The organism is Parabacteroides distasonis (genome assembly GCF_004793765.1).
Taxonomy (GTDB): domain Bacteria; phylum Bacteroidota; class Bacteroidia; order Bacteroidales; family Tannerellaceae; genus Parabacteroides; species Parabacteroides distasonis_A.
In genome coordinates, this window is sequence record NZ_SRYM01000049.1 from 1 (window position 1) to 15802 (window position 15802).

A 15802-nucleotide genomic window follows, 5' to 3' on the forward strand; every position below is an offset into this window, starting at 1 on the left:
GTCTGACCGATTCAGTGATAGATTTTGAATACCGCATCCAAAAGCAGGCGGAAGCACTGGAACGTGCAAGGCTGTTGAACGAACAAGCCGAGCAACTAAAGAAAGAAGCCGATAAGTTGGGTAAGCCATAAACAGAGAAAGCCGGAACGGATGAAGCACATTCACCGTTTCGGCTGTTTTAATTCATTTCTTTTTCTTCGTGCAGTGTTCTTTCTCGAACTGGCGTAGCGTGGTAATGCTGAACCTTTCTTTAATAAACTCTCGGACATCGGAAGCCTTGTAATACACTTTTCCGCTGATTGTGAAGTACGGCAGCACACCGATAGCCCGGTAACGTTGAAGGGTTTTGATACTTACTTTGAACAACAGACACAAATCTTGATTATCCAACAGGTTATCATCTTCGGGCAGCACCTTATCGGCGTTACGCAACACCCGTACATCTTTGCAGAGTTCTTCCAGTTTGGCATACAACTTCTGCATCCATTCGCCAAATTCATCATTTTCTATATACATAATTGCTTCATATTTCAGATTATACCTTTTGTGAATTGATGAAGCAAAATTCAGAAAAAGAATGCAAAAAAATTACGGGGGCGCACATGGAATCCATTATAAATAAATCATAAAGCACTGATTATCTATATCCTTTTTTGTCATGTTCCTTTCGGATAAGGTCTGCCAGTCCATTAAGAAATTCTGTGAGTTTGCCCGGCTTTCGTTTTATCACGTCCTCATGCTTTTGGTGACAGTCGCTTATCTTGATGTTAAACAACCATTCAAAACCTTTGGATAAATCTACCAAATAGGCAGGTTTGCCGTTCTGATAAACAATGTCTTTGGAGAGGAACAGACCGCTTACCATTTCCATGATGTTGATAAGGGCTGTTTTGTCAGCGAGATAGAGAGGGGAAAGGCTTTGTTTTTCAATCCGCTGTTTGAGTTGTTCCGGGTATTTGATGCGCCATTCAATAAGGCGTATTTCTGTGTTTAAAAGTCCTATCGCTTCATCAATTAGATGCAAATAGGGCATTTTTTTCTTGCTCAAACCGTACACGGTATGACTTAAGACGATATAAACCAAAAGAAAAATAGCGGAGTAATACACTATAATCTTGCTCGTTAATACTGAAATTGGCTACATGGATAGCTAATTCTTCAACAGCTTTTGTTAGTTCAGATGCGGAAACTTTGCGCTGTGAGTATTCCGATAGTAATCGAAAAAAACTCTGTTGTAATAATGCTTTCATCTATTAATATTTTTAATTTCATAATTAGTTAGTTCGTCTTTTATAGAATTTTACTTATATCATTGGGTGTCTTAAAATAATAGTCGGCACGTATAGGATTAGATACATTATTGCTCCATAAAACCAATCCGGAATCAACACCGGCATTGTTAGCACATTGAATATCATAAATACTATCACCAATATAGAGAGCGTTTTCGGGGCTTACATGGGCTTTAGCCAAATATGCTACTAAGGGTGCTGCTTGGGGCTTATGTTCATCAGTATCATCGGCACATACAATTGTGGAAAAATAGTCCGCTAACCCTAATGGCTCAAAATCAGAATAATATTCTTGATATGTTTTGGAGGTTACAATGCCTAAAATATAGCCTCTTGATAAAAGGGATTGCAAGCATTCTTTGATACCTTGAAAAGGTTGAATAGTGTGCTGGAGCAATTTCATATTCCTATCCCATCGTTTCAATGCATCTTCTATGTCGAGTACTTTGAGTAATTCCAACGCATTTCTTCCGGTAATGCCTAAAGCAAATTTCAGACTTTCATATTGAGGTGCGCGTCCTGTTATTTCTGTAATTGTTTTTATTAAAGAGTTGATGACTGCATATTCCGTATCTATCAATGTACCGTCTATGTCGAATACGATATGTTTATATTTCATGTGTTTGATTTATTAGTCAAATAATACTTGCCAGTTTCTATCGTAGTAAGCTGAAAAGCACATTTTAATTTGTTCTTCGTTATTTTTCTCTTTTGCAAGAATAGGTAATTCTTCCAATCCGAAATAGGCACTCTCATCCGTTTCAATATTGGGTCGGAAATATCCGCTTTCAATCTCACAAAGAACAAAAATTTTACAAACATTGTAGGCATAGGGGGGAATATTATGCAAATTTCTATCTTGTATAGCTATTATCCGGATAGCTTTTACATTTAATCCTGCTTCTTCTTTTACTTCTTTTTCTGTATTAGTCTTGATACTCTGATTTATATCGACCCAACCACCGGGCAAAGACCAAGTTCCATTTTTCTCTTTCACAAGCAGTATTTTATCATCTTTGAATATAGCAGCTCGTGTATCTAATTTAGGAGTTTGAAATCCAGTTTCATTGCAAAACAGATTCTTTACTTTTTCTATGGGTATTTCACTTTGCAGACTAAGCATTTCTGCTGCAATTTCTCTAATGCGTTCAAAGCGTTCTATATCAAATACATCTTTGGAGTATGTCAATCCCCCTTGGGCAATGAATTGTAGTTCTTTTGCCCATTCAAGCCATTGTGGTTGTACTATTTTATTCATATAGTGAATGTTAGTATCGTTATATTGATTTACAAAGGTATGGAAAATGAAATTCTTTATTTTTGTCCTATGTTAAAAAATCATCGGCTTGACCGGATTCTGCTAAGAGAAGGTTGTGTTATTCCTAAAAAAGAGGCAATATGTCCTAAAGTCACTCGGTGGAAAATGCTGGGATATTCTTTTATCAACTTTTCATAACGTTCTTGGGCAGACAAGTTCAGCCGGGAAATATGAATGTCCTGTAAAAGTAGAAAATTTTCTTGCTGTAACACTCTCATCCAATTGGCAATGTCAATACGGGATTTATATAAATCATTCAACTTGTCTATAGAAATGGAGTAGGTTAAAGTTTCTTCTAAGGTTTCTACATATTCAAATCCTGCTTTGTGTCGATATAAATCCCATGAACCACAAGTCGCATCGCCTTCCATAGAAAACCATGTTGTTATTTCTTTTCCATTATGCAGGATATATGAACGTGTTATTCCTTTTTCTATGAAATAGACTTGATTGTCAAAGTGTCCAGCTTGTATAATGATAGTTTTAGCGGGGAAGGTTTGTCGTTTGAAACAACACTTTAATAGGTTCAATGAATTATCCGAGACAGGATAGTATTCTTTTATTTTTCTTATTATATTATCCATTATCAATGTTTTTGCTCTTTCTACAAAAATAATAAAACAGAAAGGGATAATATTGTTGCATTCATAGTTTAAAAAGGAATTTGACTATTTTTAGCAAGGTGGGATGAAAAGAGAACCACGATGTGGATATGTGATATAGGCAAAAGAAATAGGTGGTGCTAAACTACGTTTAGTTTATCCCTTTGTCTATATAGCCAAAACGAACTAAACCAATTTTTATTGACAGCTAGAAACGATACTGGCGAAAAAAGAAATAGTATTACCTTTTTCGCCAGTATCGTTTTTAGCAATCTTTTTCAGTCTTGATTTATCCTTAATAGTTTGAGGAAGAAATGAACTCTTTTATTTCTTCCTCGGTTGGAAGTTCTATCATGTACTTCTGTACAAAGATATTCGGGTCTAATCCGGCAGTGGCATATTTAACTAATGTATCTCCCTTTTCGGTGCAGAGCAAAATGCCGATAGGCGGATTATCATCCGACTGCATCACTTCTGCTTTAAAGTAGTTGAGGTACATATTTAACTGTGAAGCATATTCATGGCGGAACTTGTCTATCTTTAATTCCACAATAACATGGCATTTCAAAATACGGTGATAGAACACAAGGTCAGTAAAGAAATAATCTTCATCAATCAAGATACGTTTTTGCCGAGCTTCAAAGCAGAAGCCATGTCCCATTTCTAACAGGAAGCGTTGCAGATTGTCAAGAATGGATTGCTCCAAATCGTTTTCTGTCACTAATGCACGTTCATTCAACCCTAAGAATTCCAAAGTAACAGGGGTATTGATTACATCTTTGGGCTGTAATAAGGTTGCTTGTTGTTGGACTAAAGCGGAGAGTGCTTCTTTGTTTTTGGATAGTCCGCTACGTTCGTAATATAAAGACGCTATTTGCCGCTCTAACTCTTTTACAGACCAGCATCCACGAATAGTTTCCATTTCATAGAAAGCACGTTTTATCGGGTTCTCAATTCCTGATATAGTATTTAAATGGGTGGAAGATAATCTGTTGAATAATCTATCAGCTGGAATCATCCATGTTTCGGTTTGTGGGTATTTTGTTGATAGCTTCCAAACGCCATTTTCAGATCCGGCGGTCACCAACCGCCGGATTGGTTCAGTGAATTCGGCGGTCAATGACTGCCGAATTTGTATTTGTGATGCAATATATTGTGTGACAGACTCTTTTAGCTGTGGATAAACAAGGTACAGTCGTCTAAATTCCCTGAATCTACGTTCATTCAGACCTTTTGTTTTCAGTCGTTGCTCCAGCTTCTTCAACAGTTGTTCACCGTATGCGGCACGGTCTTCTCCGTTCTGCTCAAATTCCACGATATAGCACCCCATAAGCCAGTTACGGGAAGTAAGGGCAAGGTTTACAGCGTGTGCGGCTTGTGCCTGCAACGTGTTCTGTATCGTGCTGATATGTTTTACTAATGCTTCAAAGTTCATAGTTACAAAGATAAGTCTTTTATGGTTAAAACTTTAGTTCGGGCAAACTGTTTATTGCTTCCTCTTTTAATTTATCCACCGCACGGGTGTATTTTTCTGTATGTTTCAATCCGCTATGTCCTAAAAGGCTGGCTACGGTTTTTATATTTGCCCCATTGTTCAGAATGTTCACGGCAAACGAGTGCCGGGCACAATGCCAGCTTATATGTTTGTCTATCCCGGCTCTCTTTACCCAACGCTTTACTGATTTACAGCAGCTTTCGTAAGTAGGCAAATCGAATATCAAACAGTTTTTGTCTGCCGGGGCTTCGCCAATGATAGACAATAGACCGTCATTCAGAGGAATAACCACACCGCTACTGGCTGAATGTCCCTTTGTTTTGCTTTGCTCAAACTTCAATAACCGATTACCATAATCCACATTCTTATAGGTCAGGTCTTTTACATCACAGAAGCGCAGACCGCAGTATAGGCAGAAGATAAAAGCCCGTCTGACATTCGGGTTCTCGTTGTCATAATGGCAAGCCGCCAGCTTTTGTATTTCTTCGGGAGAAAGAACATCTTTCCGAAGCATTTGGCTATCCACTTTGCAGGTAACACTTTTGCATGGGTCTTTCAACATTACATCGTGGTCAATCGCATATCGAATAACTTTCTTAAAACGCTGGTAAATGCTTTTAGCTCCCTCACCCACACTTCGGGATTGCAAATAGGCTACAAACTGCTCCATCATTTCTTTGGTAATAAGTTCCGGTTTGATACTAAACTCATTCATGGGGTATTGCTCTTTTAAGAAGTCCTTAAAACGGCTAAGCGCAATTTGTACCATGCGAATATCTTTCTTGGTATAACTGTTGATATAGGCTTGGAAATAGTCTAAGAAATTGACCGTTCTATCTTTTTTTAACCGATAGCCCAACATACTTTCTTTAAATTCCTGCTCACGCTCTGCACGTATCTTTGTAGCAAGTTCCAACGTTTCTTTGTTCTGCTGACGTTCCGCAGGGGTACGGGGCTTATCTATCAGATACAGACTAAGGTTTTCTTTTCGCCTGTTGTGCTTTACTGCAAACTTGGGCTTGCCTTGCATCTTTCCACTATCATAGTACACTTGATTGCCGTTTTCATCTAATACGGGCTTTTCCTCTCTACCTAAATAATACTCTAAGTAAAGGCTAATTCTACCATCCGAGAGCTTATTTTGCTCTAACTTGGGGTTTTCTTTCGTTTTATTTTCTAACTTTGCCATTGTTTAGAGGTTTTATCCCGATTTAGGTACCATAACCGGGTGATTACGCTAAATAGTTGATTTTCTTTTGTTTTCTGATATTGCAAAGGTACAAAAGAAAATGATATTTCAAAGTGTACTAAAAGTGTACTGAATAACAGAAAATGGGCAAAATATGGCAAAAATGGAGAAAATAAGAAGTATGCAAGTTATTGATAATAAGGTGAATAAATTCTTTTGTTTTCCTATGATTTCTATGGTTTGTACCGGATCAAGAGGTGTTGTCGTCCAGCCTTACCCAGTATAACGATTATATAAAGACAGCGAAAAAATCGACGAACGCAGACAAGAACGCTATGGTAACCCGGGTCGGAAAGAGGATAGCTGCCGCTACGGAGGAGTATTTGCGGGCGAACGGGATGGCGGATGAGGTGAAAAACTTCGCATGGGAGTTTAATTTGGTGAATGATCCACAGGTGAACGCCTTCTGTATGCCGGGCGGCAAGATCGTGGTGTACGAGGGATTGCTGCCTTTGGTTTCCTCGGACGATGAGTTGGCGGTGGTTGTCGGGCACGAGGTGGCTCATGCCGTAGCCAAGCACAGCAACGAGCGTATGAGCCAGCAACTAATGGCCCAATATGGGGCGGCTATTTTAGGTGCGGCCGTAAGCAATAAGAGTGCGGCGGTACAGCAAGCGGCCAATACGGTATATGGCGTGGGAGCGCAGTATGGCGTAATGCTTCCTTTCTCCCGTAAGCACGAGTCGGAAGCGGATTATATGGGATTGGTATTCATGACTATGGCGGGATACAATCCGGACGTGGCGGTCAACTTCTGGCAAAAGATGTCTGCCGGAAAGAGTGGCTCTACGCCGGAATTTATGAGTACGCACCCCAGTGATGCCACTCGTATAGCGGAAATCCAAAAAGTCTTACCCGCAATCAAAACCAAATACAAAAAGTAGTTGACGGTTGACAATTGACAGTTATTTTACCACTTGTCTCAATTTTCAATTAAACAAGATTCCCATCTTGTTCATCAAGAAACAAGCATTCATGTTCTGGGCTATCCCTTCTCTTAGTTGGTAAGAGAAGGATAGCTCCTCGTCTTTTATATCTGCCTCGAAGCGGTAATTCTTTATTTGTTCCGGGAACTCTTCCTCCAAAGTACCCAATACTAAATCGTGGGTGGCGATGATACCGCAAGCCTTATAAGCGACCAGTTGTTTCATAAGGGCAAGGGAGCCTTTCTGCTTGTCGATAGAATTTGTTCCCTTCAAGATCTCGTCCAAGATGATAAATAGCTTCTCTCCGTTTTGCAGTCTGTCGATAATCATTTTCAGTCGTTTCAACTCCGCAAAGAAATAAGACTCGTTGCTAGCCAAGGAATCCGAGGTACGTAAGCTGGTAATCATGTGGGCGGGATAGACTGTCAAGGAGGCGGCACAGACCGGAGCGCCTACGCAAGCCAATAAATAATTGACACCGATCGTTCGGAGGTATGTACTTTTCCCGGCCATATTCGCTCCGGTGATGATCAGGAACCAAGGACTTTTGCGGATATCTATATCGTTCTTTACGCAAACTTTCCGGTTCAGAAGAGGATGTCCCAAAGCCTTGCCTTCCATCTGGAAATAAGTGTCGGCGATCTCCGGATAGATGTATTCCGGATGGTTAAAAGCGAAACCAGCCAACGAGTTCAGCGCATCGAAGCGAGCCAATGCGTCGAACCAAAGCGGAAGCTTATCGGAGTAAGTTTGGATCCAGCGTTCCAAGAGGAGGGCGTGGCGTGTATCCCGCAAGTAGAAGAGATTGAAAATGATACCCGCCAAGCTGAATCGTGAGTCCAGCCCTCCGATATATGACGACAAACGTTTAATAGCATGCGAGGCCAGTTCCTTCTCGTTCGCTAATTGCCCGCTGATCTCTTTCAGCTCTTCCGACTGGAAGTTATCTTCTTCCACACATCGCATCAGCTTTGAGTATCGATTGAAAATAGACTCCATCTTATTGACGGTCGCATAAAGCGCGTTGATCTCCTTAGTACGTGCGTAAGCGATCACTAGCGTGATTAAGAAATAAATATTCAATAAACTCCCGCTGATCCAATCCTGCGAGTAAGCGATACCCAATACGATCCACAATGCGGGAACCGCCCAGATCAACAGTTTCCACGGTAGGCTATCAACGAATTTGTGCTTACGCTGAGTGAGCCGGTCCATAAAGTTGGTATCGTTGTCTCTCGTATCTTGTGTGCCTTGCCGGATCATCCCCGTCACATAGAAATGTTGCCGTAAGGCGGATAAAGCCGCTAATTCCTTGATTGCCTCTTGCCGTTTGACGATCTCCTTCTTATCCGTCAGGGGATTCGAGAACCAACCGGCCAGTCGCTCCCGCCCGAACCCGGTTACGGTACGATTGAGCGATTGAAACAAGGAGCGGTCTCCAAACACATCCAGATCCAAGCAGAAAGAGTGTTCGCCCGAGATCTTATCGGCTGCCCCGTCGAATGCGCTGAAATTATAGTCTAGTCCTTTCAGCTCATCCTCGTTCAGCTTGATCAAGGTCTCGGCGTATACTTTCCGTGCGTACATTCTATTATGGTACCACATCAGGAGTGCGAACGGGATGATATAAACGAAGGTGATCCCCGTCAGCCATTGCCAACTCTCATCCCTGAATATCCATAAGGAAAGGATCGCTCCAGCCACTAAAGCCAACCGGATACTCCCCATCAGATGGATCTTCTTTTTCAAATTACCCAAACGCCGTGTATAAGCGTCGATATTCTCTTTGTAATAACTATAGGCTTCTTCCATAGGCGCGAATATAGGAAAAATGAACTAACTACTAAAAATATCCTTCCTGATAGATCTCATTGATCGGGCGATAGATGTAATATATGATACATTTCGTTTCTTTAGGAAACAATACATTTACAGACTTTGTTTTCTAATATATTGAACGTTTCCCGGATAATTAAAGATATACGCCATGAAGGAAAAAATTGAACAATTAAAAGCTCTCAACCACAAAGCTGAGTTAGGGGGGGGGAGAAGACCGCATTGCGAAGCAACATGCGGCAGGTAAACTAACCGCTAGAGAAAGAATCGAACTGCTATTGGAAAAGGGTAGCTTCGTGGAAATCGACAAGTTCGTGACACATACGTGCCATGAGTTCGGTTTAGAAAAGCAGCGTCCATTAGGAGATGGCGTGGTCACCGGTTACGGAATGATCGGGCAACGCACGGTGTTTGTTTTCGCTCAGGACTTCACGGTATTCGGTGGGGCCTTGTCTGAGACGTATGCCCGTAAGATCTGTAAGATCATGGACATGGCAACGGAACTAGGCGCTCCGGTGATCGGGTTGAACGATTCGGGAGGCGCACGTATTCAAGAAGGGGTTCGTTCCTTGGCGGGATATGCCGAGATATTTCTCCGGAACTCGTTGGCTTCCGGCGTGATCCCGCAGATTAGCGCTATTATGGGCCCGTGTGCGGGTGGAGCGGTTTACTCGCCGGCGTTGACGGACTTTATCTTTATGGTAAAACAAACGAGCTATATGTTTATCACCGGCCCGGAGGTCGTGAAAAGCGTGACGCAAGAAGAGGTTACGATGGAGAATCTGGGAGGCTCGGAAGTGCATAGCACCCGTTCCGGAGTGGCTCATTGCACGGCGGATAACGATATGGATTGTATCTTGAAGATACGTGAGTTGATGTCGTTCTTGCCGAATAATAATATAGAAGAGCCGCCATTCGTTCCTACTACCGATAGCCCGAACCGCATCGATCCGCAATTGGATCTGCTGGTTCCTACCAATCCCAACCAGCCGTACGACATGAAGGAGCTGATCCTTTCCGTGGCTGATGATCAAAACTTCTTCGAGATACAAAAGGAATATGCCAAGAACATCATTATCGGTTATATCCGTTTGAATGGAAAGACGATTGGTGTCGTGGCGAATCAACCCGCTGCCTTGGCTGGTACGCTGGATATCAATGCGTCCGTAAAGGCTGCCCGTTTCGTCCGTTTTTGCGACGCGTTTAATATACCGTTGTTGACGTTGGTGGATGTACCGGGTTTCTTACTGGGCGTGAACCAAGAGTACGAGGGAATTATCCGTCATGGTGCTAAGTTATTGTATGCGTATTGCGAAGCTACCGTGCCCAAAGTGACCGTCATTACCCGAAAGGCTTACGGCGGAGCTTACGACGTGATGAGCTCCAAGCATATCCGGGGCGATATCAACTTCGCTTATCCAACCGCTGAGATCGCTGTCATGGGACCGGAGGGCGCTGCGAATATCTTGTTCCGTAAAGAACTGAAGACCGCGGAAGATCCCGAAGGCAAACGGAAGGAATTGCAAGCTGATTACCGGGAGAAGTTCGCTAACCCGTACCGGGCCGCTGAGTTGGGCTATGTAGACGAGATTATCGAGCCGTCTGTCACACGCAGCCGTTTGATCCGTAGTTTTGAGCTGTTGGCCAACAAACGGCAATCCAATCCTCCGAAGAAACATTCCAATATTCCTCTTTAAAAACGAATCCTTATGATAAAGAAAGTATTAGTAGCCAATCGTGGCGAGATAGCGATGCGGATATTCCGCACCTGCCGGGTGATGAACATCCCGACCGTAGCGATCTATACGCATGTGGATCGCGGAGCGTTACATGTACGTTATGCGGAGGAAGCTTACTGCATCTCGGAAGATGAAGGGGATACCTCTTACTTGAAGCCGGACTTGATCCTTGAGATCGCCAAGAAGACAGGAGCCGCCATTCATCCGGGGTACGGCTTTTTGTCGGAGAACGCCGATTTCGCCCGCCGTTGCGAGGAGGAGGGCGTGATCTTTATCGGCCCGAGTGCCGACGTGATCGCCAAGATGGGTATCAAGACCGAGGCCCGTAAGATCATGAAAGAAGCCGGTGTACCGGTTGTACCCGGAACGGAAAAGCCGGTGACGGACATAGAGGATGCTAAGAAGGTAGCTGCCGAGGTGGGTTATCCGATCATGCTAAAGGCGCTTGCCGGGGGCGGTGGAAAGGGGATGCGCTTGGTGCGTAGCGAGAATGAGATGGAAGCGGCTTTCCGTATGTCTCGTTCCGAGGCGGCCAACTCGTTCGGAAACGATGCCATCTATATCGAGAAGTATATCGAGAACCCCCATCATATCGAGGTACAGGTACTCGGGGATAAATATGGGAACGTGATCCATTTGTATGAGCGTGAGTGCTCTATCCAGCGCCGTAACCAGAAAGTGATCGAGGAAGCGCCCTCTCCATTCGTGAAGGAGGCCGCTCGCCAGAAGATGTTGGCCGTAGCGGTGGAGGCTTGCAAGAAAATCGGTTACTACAGTGCCGGGACGTTGGAGTTCATGATGGATAAGGATCAGAACTTCTATTTCCTTGAGATGAATACCCGCCTTCAAGTGGAGCATCTGGTGACGGAGGAGACAACGGGCGTAGACTTGGTTCGCGATATGATCTTGGTGGCCGCCGGAAATCGCCTGCCTTATAAACAGGAAGATGTGGCTTGCCGGGGACATGCCTTGGAATGCCGTATCTATGCGGAAGACCCGGAAAATGACTTTATGCCCTCTCCGGGGGTGATCAAGGTGCGTGAGGCTCCCGAGGGACGTAACGTGCGTCTGGATAGTGCTGCCTACGCCGGTTTCGAGGTGTCCTTGCATTACGATCCGATGATCGCCAAGCTTTGCACGTGGGGCCGGACCCGTGAATCCACCATCTCGAATATGATACGTGCCTTGCGGGAATACAAGATCTTGGGAATCAAGACAACGATCCCTTTCCACCTGCGTGTGTTGCATAATGCGACCTTTTTGAAGGGGAATTACGATACGACCTTTATCGACACCAAATTCGATAAAGAAGACTTGAAACGTCGACAGAACAGCGACCCGACCATCGCTGTGATCGCCGCCGCCTTGAAGCATTACGAGGAGGAGAAAGAGGCGGCCGCCCGTGCGACGACCGTTCCGCTGGTAGGGGAGTCCCTGTGGAAACACTATGGGAAGTTACAAATGTTGGCTAATAATTTTTAATGAGAGGAGGTATGATTATGTCAAAGGCTTTAGCGACTTATTTTGCCACGGTTAACGATATTCCCGACACAGAGTTCAAGGTAGAGATTCTGGAAGACGGACCCATCAAGAAAGTATCCGTAAACGGTACCGTTTATGATGTAGATTACAATCTGGGCGGAGATACGATCCACTCGATCATCATGAACCATAAATCTCATGGCGTACAAATATCCAGTGTTGGAGATTCCACTTATGAGGTAAAGAATAAAGGTGATTATTTCCAAGTACAGGTGATTGACGAGTTGAAGAAATTACGCCTGTCAAGAACCAGTTCCAAGACGGTCGGCCGTCAAGTCATACAGGCTCAGATGCCGGGCGTGATCCAGAAGGTATATGTCAAGGTAGGCGATGAGGTCAAGGCGGGAGACCCGCTTTGCGTATTGGTTGCCATGAAGATGGAGAACGAGATCCGTACGCCGATCGATGGAGTGGTGAAAGAGGTGTATATCAATGAGACAGACAAGGTCTCCGTGGGTGGTAAGATGTTGGTTGTAGAGTGAATTGTCTCAGGATTATAGTTTTCCCTTGAGAGAATGGGAAAGGAATCGGAGCAGTCCGGTTCCTTTCTCATGTTTGGTAAAAGTATCTTAAAAATATTCCGTCTTTCTATCGTGTTACAGAGTTATTATTTCTACATTTGCAGCGTTTAAACCTAAATCATGAAGTTATGTTGACAGCAATGGTCATTGTGTTCCTTGTCGGTTATTTGATGATCGCACTGGAACATCCTCTAAAGATAAACAAGGCGGGGACGGCTTTGCTTATCGGTACGGTCTTATGGGTTATGTACACGTATGCGGCCCCATTTTTCATTCCGAGGGCCTCGGCTGAGGAATTCAGTTTGTTCTTGGAATCGTTCCCTTCTTTGGGCTCTTTAACGTTTAAGGAACAATGTACCCGGTTCGTCGTGGAGCATCAGGTTCTGGATAGTATCGGAGAGATCGCCGAGACGCTTATATTCCTGATCGGGGCGATGATAACCGTGGAGTTGATCGATGCCCATGGCGGTTTCATGTTTATCACGAATCATATTATCACGAAAAAAAAGAAGAAACTGCTGGTGTTGATCGCCGTGATCACGTTCTTTATGTCGGCTGTTTTGGACAACCTTACGACCTCGATCGTCATGATCATGCTGATCCGTAAGTTGCTCGGGAATTATAAAGAGCGGTGGGTGTTCGGCAGTATCATTATTATAGCGGCGAATAGCGGTGGCGCTTGGTCACCGATCGGCGATGTGACTACGATCATGCTTTGGGTAAGGGGAAATATCTCTACTTCATCTACGATTCCGCATTTGATCCTGCCGAGTATCGTATCGGCGTTGATCCCGGTCTTGATCGCCATGCGTTTCTTGCATGGAAACGTGACACCCCCTAACGCATTCTCGCAAATGGAGACGGACAATGAGTTGCTGAAGAGATTGAAGGATAAGGAGAAGTTATCGATCTTGATCATTGGTGTGTTGTGTTTATTGTTCGTGCCTGTATTCAAGACGGTTACTCATCTTCCCCCGTTTATGGGGATCTTGATGGGAGTGGGTATCCTTTGGTTCTATACGGAGATGCTATACGCTCGTAAACCGATCGATGAGGACTTGAAATTGCGCTTGTCTAAGGTGGTTCACCGTATAGACGGGGCAACCTTGTTATTTTTCCTCGGAATCCTTTTAGCGGTAGATGCCTTGCGTTGCAGCGGCGTATTGTCGGATTTCGCTTTCTGGCTGGACGATACGGTGGGCAACGTGTATGCGGTGAACCTTATTATCGGCGCCTTATCGTCTATCGTAGATAATGTTCCGTTGGTAGCGGGGGCTATTGGTATGTATCCGGTGGCTACAGACGCTATGGTGGCTGCGGCGACTGATCCGGCTTATTTGGCGAACTTCGTGCAAGATGGCGTATTTTGGCAGTTCTTGGCTTATTGCGCAGGAGTAGGTGGAAGTATGTTGATCATCGGTTCCGCCGCCGGAGTCGTCGTGATGGGCTTGGAACGGATCAATTTTATTTGGTACTTGAAGAATATCTCTCTGTTGGCCTTGGCGGGATATTTGTCCGGTGCGGTGGTATATATTCTCCAGAACTTAATATTCTAAATAAGTATATGATATTAATTGCGGATAGCGGATCTACGAAGACGGAGTGGTGCTTGGCGGATCAAGGCGGACTGGTGCGTACGATTGTGACAGCGGGTACCAATCCTTACTTCCAGGCACGGGAGGAGATCGCCGTAGAAATTCGGGATGCCTTATTGCCGGCGTTGAAGAGGGAGCGGGTCGATGCCATCTACTTCTATGGTGCCGGTTGCGCCTTCCCGGAGAAGAACCGGATCGTGGAAGAGGCGATCACGTCTTATATCTCGGTGCCCATAGAGGTGTATAGCGACTTGATGGCGGCTGCTCGTGCCTTATGCGGGAGCCGTCCGGGAATTGCCTGTATATTGGGGACGGGATCGAACTCTTGCCTGTATGACGGGACGGAGATAACGGAGCATATCTCTCCCTTGGGATTCATTCTGGGGGATGAGGGTAGTGGCGCCGTGCTCGGGAAGTTATTGGTAGGGGATTGCTTGAAGCGTCAGTTGCCGGTGCCTTTGGTTCAGAAGTTTATGGATCAATATGAGTTGACGCCCGCCTTATTGTTGGAGCGGGTATATAAACATCCTTTCCCGAATCGTTTCTTGGCTACCTTGTCCCGTTTCTTGTTGGAGAATATCACCGAGCAACCGATTTATAATTTGGTCTATACGAGTTTCCGTAGCTTCTTCCTCCGTAACGTGGCGTTATATCCGGGAGCTGATACGTACCCGATTCATTTTGTAGGCTCTATCGCCTATTATTATCAGGAGGTATTGAAAGCTGCGGCCTTATCCTTAGGCTTGAAGGTCGGTACGGTCGTACAGGCTCCCATGGACGGATTGATCCGGTATCATTTTACGAACGAAAAAAAAATGAATGAGTGATGGCATTTCAAAAGATAACCGAGTCGGAATCGTTGTACGATAATCTGGATCAGATGTCTGTCCGGGAGTTACTGGAAGGCATCAATAACGAGGACCGGAAAGTGGCGATCGCCGTTGGCCGGGAGATCCCGAAGATCGAGAAGCTGGTAACCCGTATCGTAGAGCGGATGCGGAGGGGCGGTAGGCTCTTTTATATCGGGGCGGGTACGAGTGGTCGCTTGGGGGTCTTGGACGCTTCCGAGATCCCTCCCACGTATGGTATGCCGAATACCTTGGTGATCGGTTTGATCGCCGGCGGCGACCGGGCGCTCCGGAATCCCGTGGAGTCGGCGGAAGACGATCTGGATAAGGCTTGGGAGGAACTTCAACAATATCATATCAATACGAACGACACCTTGGTGGGAATAGCCGCCTCGGGTACGACTCCCTACGTGATCGGCGCCCTGCGTAAGGCACGCTCCGAGGGAATCCTGACGGCCTCTATCTCCTGCAACCCGGATTCTCCGATGGCGACGGAGGCGGAGATCGCCATCGAGCCGGTAGTAGGTCCGGAGTTCGTCACCGGAAGTACGCGGATGAAGAGCGGTACGGCCCAGAAGATGGTGCTGAATATGATCACAACCTCCACGATGATCAGGCTGGGTCGGGTGAAAGGGAACCGGATGGTGAATATGCAACTGACCAACCAAAAATTGGTGGACCGTGGTACCCGTATGATCATGGAAGAGCTTCGTCTGGATTACGAGCAGAGCAAGAACCTCCTGCTCCTACATGGCTCCGTCCGGGAGGCGATCGATTCTTATCACCGTGAATGGCGGCTGAACCAGTAAGTTTTCGTATATTCGCCCCCCGAAAACTAA

At 45.0% G+C, this 15802-nt stretch carries 14 protein-coding genes and 2 pseudogenes; 7 read left to right on the forward strand and 9 right to left on the reverse strand.

The genetic code is table 11. From position 1 onward, the window contains the following. Nucleotides 1-183: 183 nt before the first annotated feature. The 8 genes from E5342_RS14495 to E5342_RS14530 all read right to left on the reverse strand — a co-directional run bounded on the left by E5342_RS14495 (nucleotide 184) and on the right by E5342_RS14530 (nucleotide 5896). Nucleotides 184-516: a helix-turn-helix domain-containing protein gene (locus E5342_RS14495; RefSeq protein WP_008761988.1), complete on the reverse strand. Its 333-nt coding sequence runs from the start codon at nucleotides 514-516 to the stop codon at nucleotides 184-186. Between the two features lie 121 nt (nucleotides 517-637). Next, nucleotides 638-1057 (reverse strand): hypothetical protein, encoded by a 420-nt coding sequence (locus tag E5342_RS14500; RefSeq protein ID WP_008761989.1) that lies wholly within the window; start codon nucleotides 1055-1057, stop codon nucleotides 638-640. After that, nucleotides 1011-1250 carry a hypothetical protein gene (locus E5342_RS14505; RefSeq protein WP_004323787.1) on the reverse strand — a complete coding sequence of 80 codons (240 nt, stop codon included), beginning with the start codon at nucleotides 1248-1250 and terminating at the stop codon, nucleotides 1011-1013. The genes E5342_RS14500 and E5342_RS14505 overlap by 47 nt, the downstream gene beginning before the upstream one ends. Before the next feature lie 40 nt (nucleotides 1251-1290). Next, nucleotides 1291-1911: an HAD family hydrolase gene (locus tag E5342_RS14510; protein WP_135959648.1), complete on the reverse strand. Its 621-nt coding sequence runs from the start codon at nucleotides 1909-1911 to the stop codon at nucleotides 1291-1293. A 12-nt stretch (nucleotides 1912-1923) separates the two neighbouring features. Further along, entirely contained in the window at nucleotides 1924-2550 is a 627-nt protein-coding gene (locus tag E5342_RS14515) for an NUDIX hydrolase N-terminal domain-containing protein (RefSeq protein WP_135959649.1), read from the reverse strand. Between the two features lie 80 nt (nucleotides 2551-2630). Further along, complete coding sequence (locus E5342_RS14520; RefSeq protein ID WP_121766361.1) at nucleotides 2631-3194, reverse strand: Crp/Fnr family transcriptional regulator; 564 nt, start codon at nucleotides 3192-3194, stop codon at nucleotides 2631-2633. 313 nt (nucleotides 3195-3507) lie between these two features. Next, nucleotides 3508-4647 (reverse strand): PDDEXK nuclease domain-containing protein, encoded by a 1140-nt coding sequence (locus E5342_RS14525; protein WP_135959650.1) that lies wholly within the window; start codon nucleotides 4645-4647, stop codon nucleotides 3508-3510. 25 nt (nucleotides 4648-4672) lie between these two features. Continuing rightward, on the reverse strand, nucleotides 4673-5896 hold the full coding sequence (locus E5342_RS14530) for a site-specific integrase (protein WP_015546403.1): 1224 nt from the start codon (nucleotides 5894-5896) through the stop codon (nucleotides 4673-4675). Between the two features lie 242 nt (nucleotides 5897-6138). Between E5342_RS14530 and E5342_RS14540 the strand changes: the two are divergent. Beyond that, nucleotides 6139-6840 (forward strand): annotated as a pseudogene (locus E5342_RS14540) (M48 family metallopeptidase); the annotation flags it as partial. 45 nt (nucleotides 6841-6885) lie between these two features. Here E5342_RS14540 and E5342_RS14545 read toward each other — a convergent pair. After that, the gene (locus tag E5342_RS14545; RefSeq protein WP_121734822.1) at nucleotides 6886-8694 is read right to left on the reverse strand and encodes a MutS family DNA mismatch repair protein; all 1809 of its coding nucleotides are present in this window, start codon (nucleotides 8692-8694) and stop codon (nucleotides 6886-6888) included. A gap of 175 nt (nucleotides 8695-8869) precedes the next feature. Here E5342_RS14545 and E5342_RS14550 point away from each other — a divergent pair. The 6 genes and pseudogenes from E5342_RS14550 to murQ all read left to right on the forward strand — a co-directional run bounded on the left by E5342_RS14550 (nucleotide 8870) and on the right by murQ (nucleotide 15772). Then, nucleotides 8870-10415, forward strand: a pseudogene (locus tag E5342_RS14550) (acyl-CoA carboxylase subunit beta). Between the two features lie 12 nt (nucleotides 10416-10427). Further along, nucleotides 10428-11939: an acetyl-CoA carboxylase biotin carboxylase subunit gene (gene accC / locus E5342_RS14555; RefSeq protein ID WP_121734821.1), complete on the forward strand. Its 1512-nt coding sequence runs from the start codon at nucleotides 10428-10430 to the stop codon at nucleotides 11937-11939. Between the two features lie 17 nt (nucleotides 11940-11956). Then, complete coding sequence (locus E5342_RS14560; RefSeq protein ID WP_168354501.1) at nucleotides 11957-12481, forward strand: biotin/lipoyl-containing protein; 525 nt, start codon at nucleotides 11957-11959, stop codon at nucleotides 12479-12481. A gap of 167 nt (nucleotides 12482-12648) precedes the next feature. Then, nucleotides 12649-14076, forward strand: a complete 1428-nt coding sequence (nhaD, locus tag E5342_RS14565) for a sodium:proton antiporter NhaD (protein WP_121734819.1) — start codon at nucleotides 12649-12651, stop codon at nucleotides 14074-14076. A gap of 8 nt (nucleotides 14077-14084) precedes the next feature. Then, nucleotides 14085-14942 carry a BadF/BadG/BcrA/BcrD ATPase family protein gene (locus E5342_RS14570; protein WP_135959651.1) on the forward strand — a complete coding sequence of 286 codons (858 nt, stop codon included), beginning with the start codon at nucleotides 14085-14087 and terminating at the stop codon, nucleotides 14940-14942. Then, complete coding sequence (gene murQ / locus E5342_RS14575; RefSeq protein ID WP_121734817.1) at nucleotides 14942-15772, forward strand: N-acetylmuramic acid 6-phosphate etherase; 831 nt, start codon at nucleotides 14942-14944, stop codon at nucleotides 15770-15772. Before E5342_RS14570 ends, murQ begins: the two co-directional genes overlap by 1 nt. Nucleotides 15773-15802 lie beyond the last annotated feature (30 nt).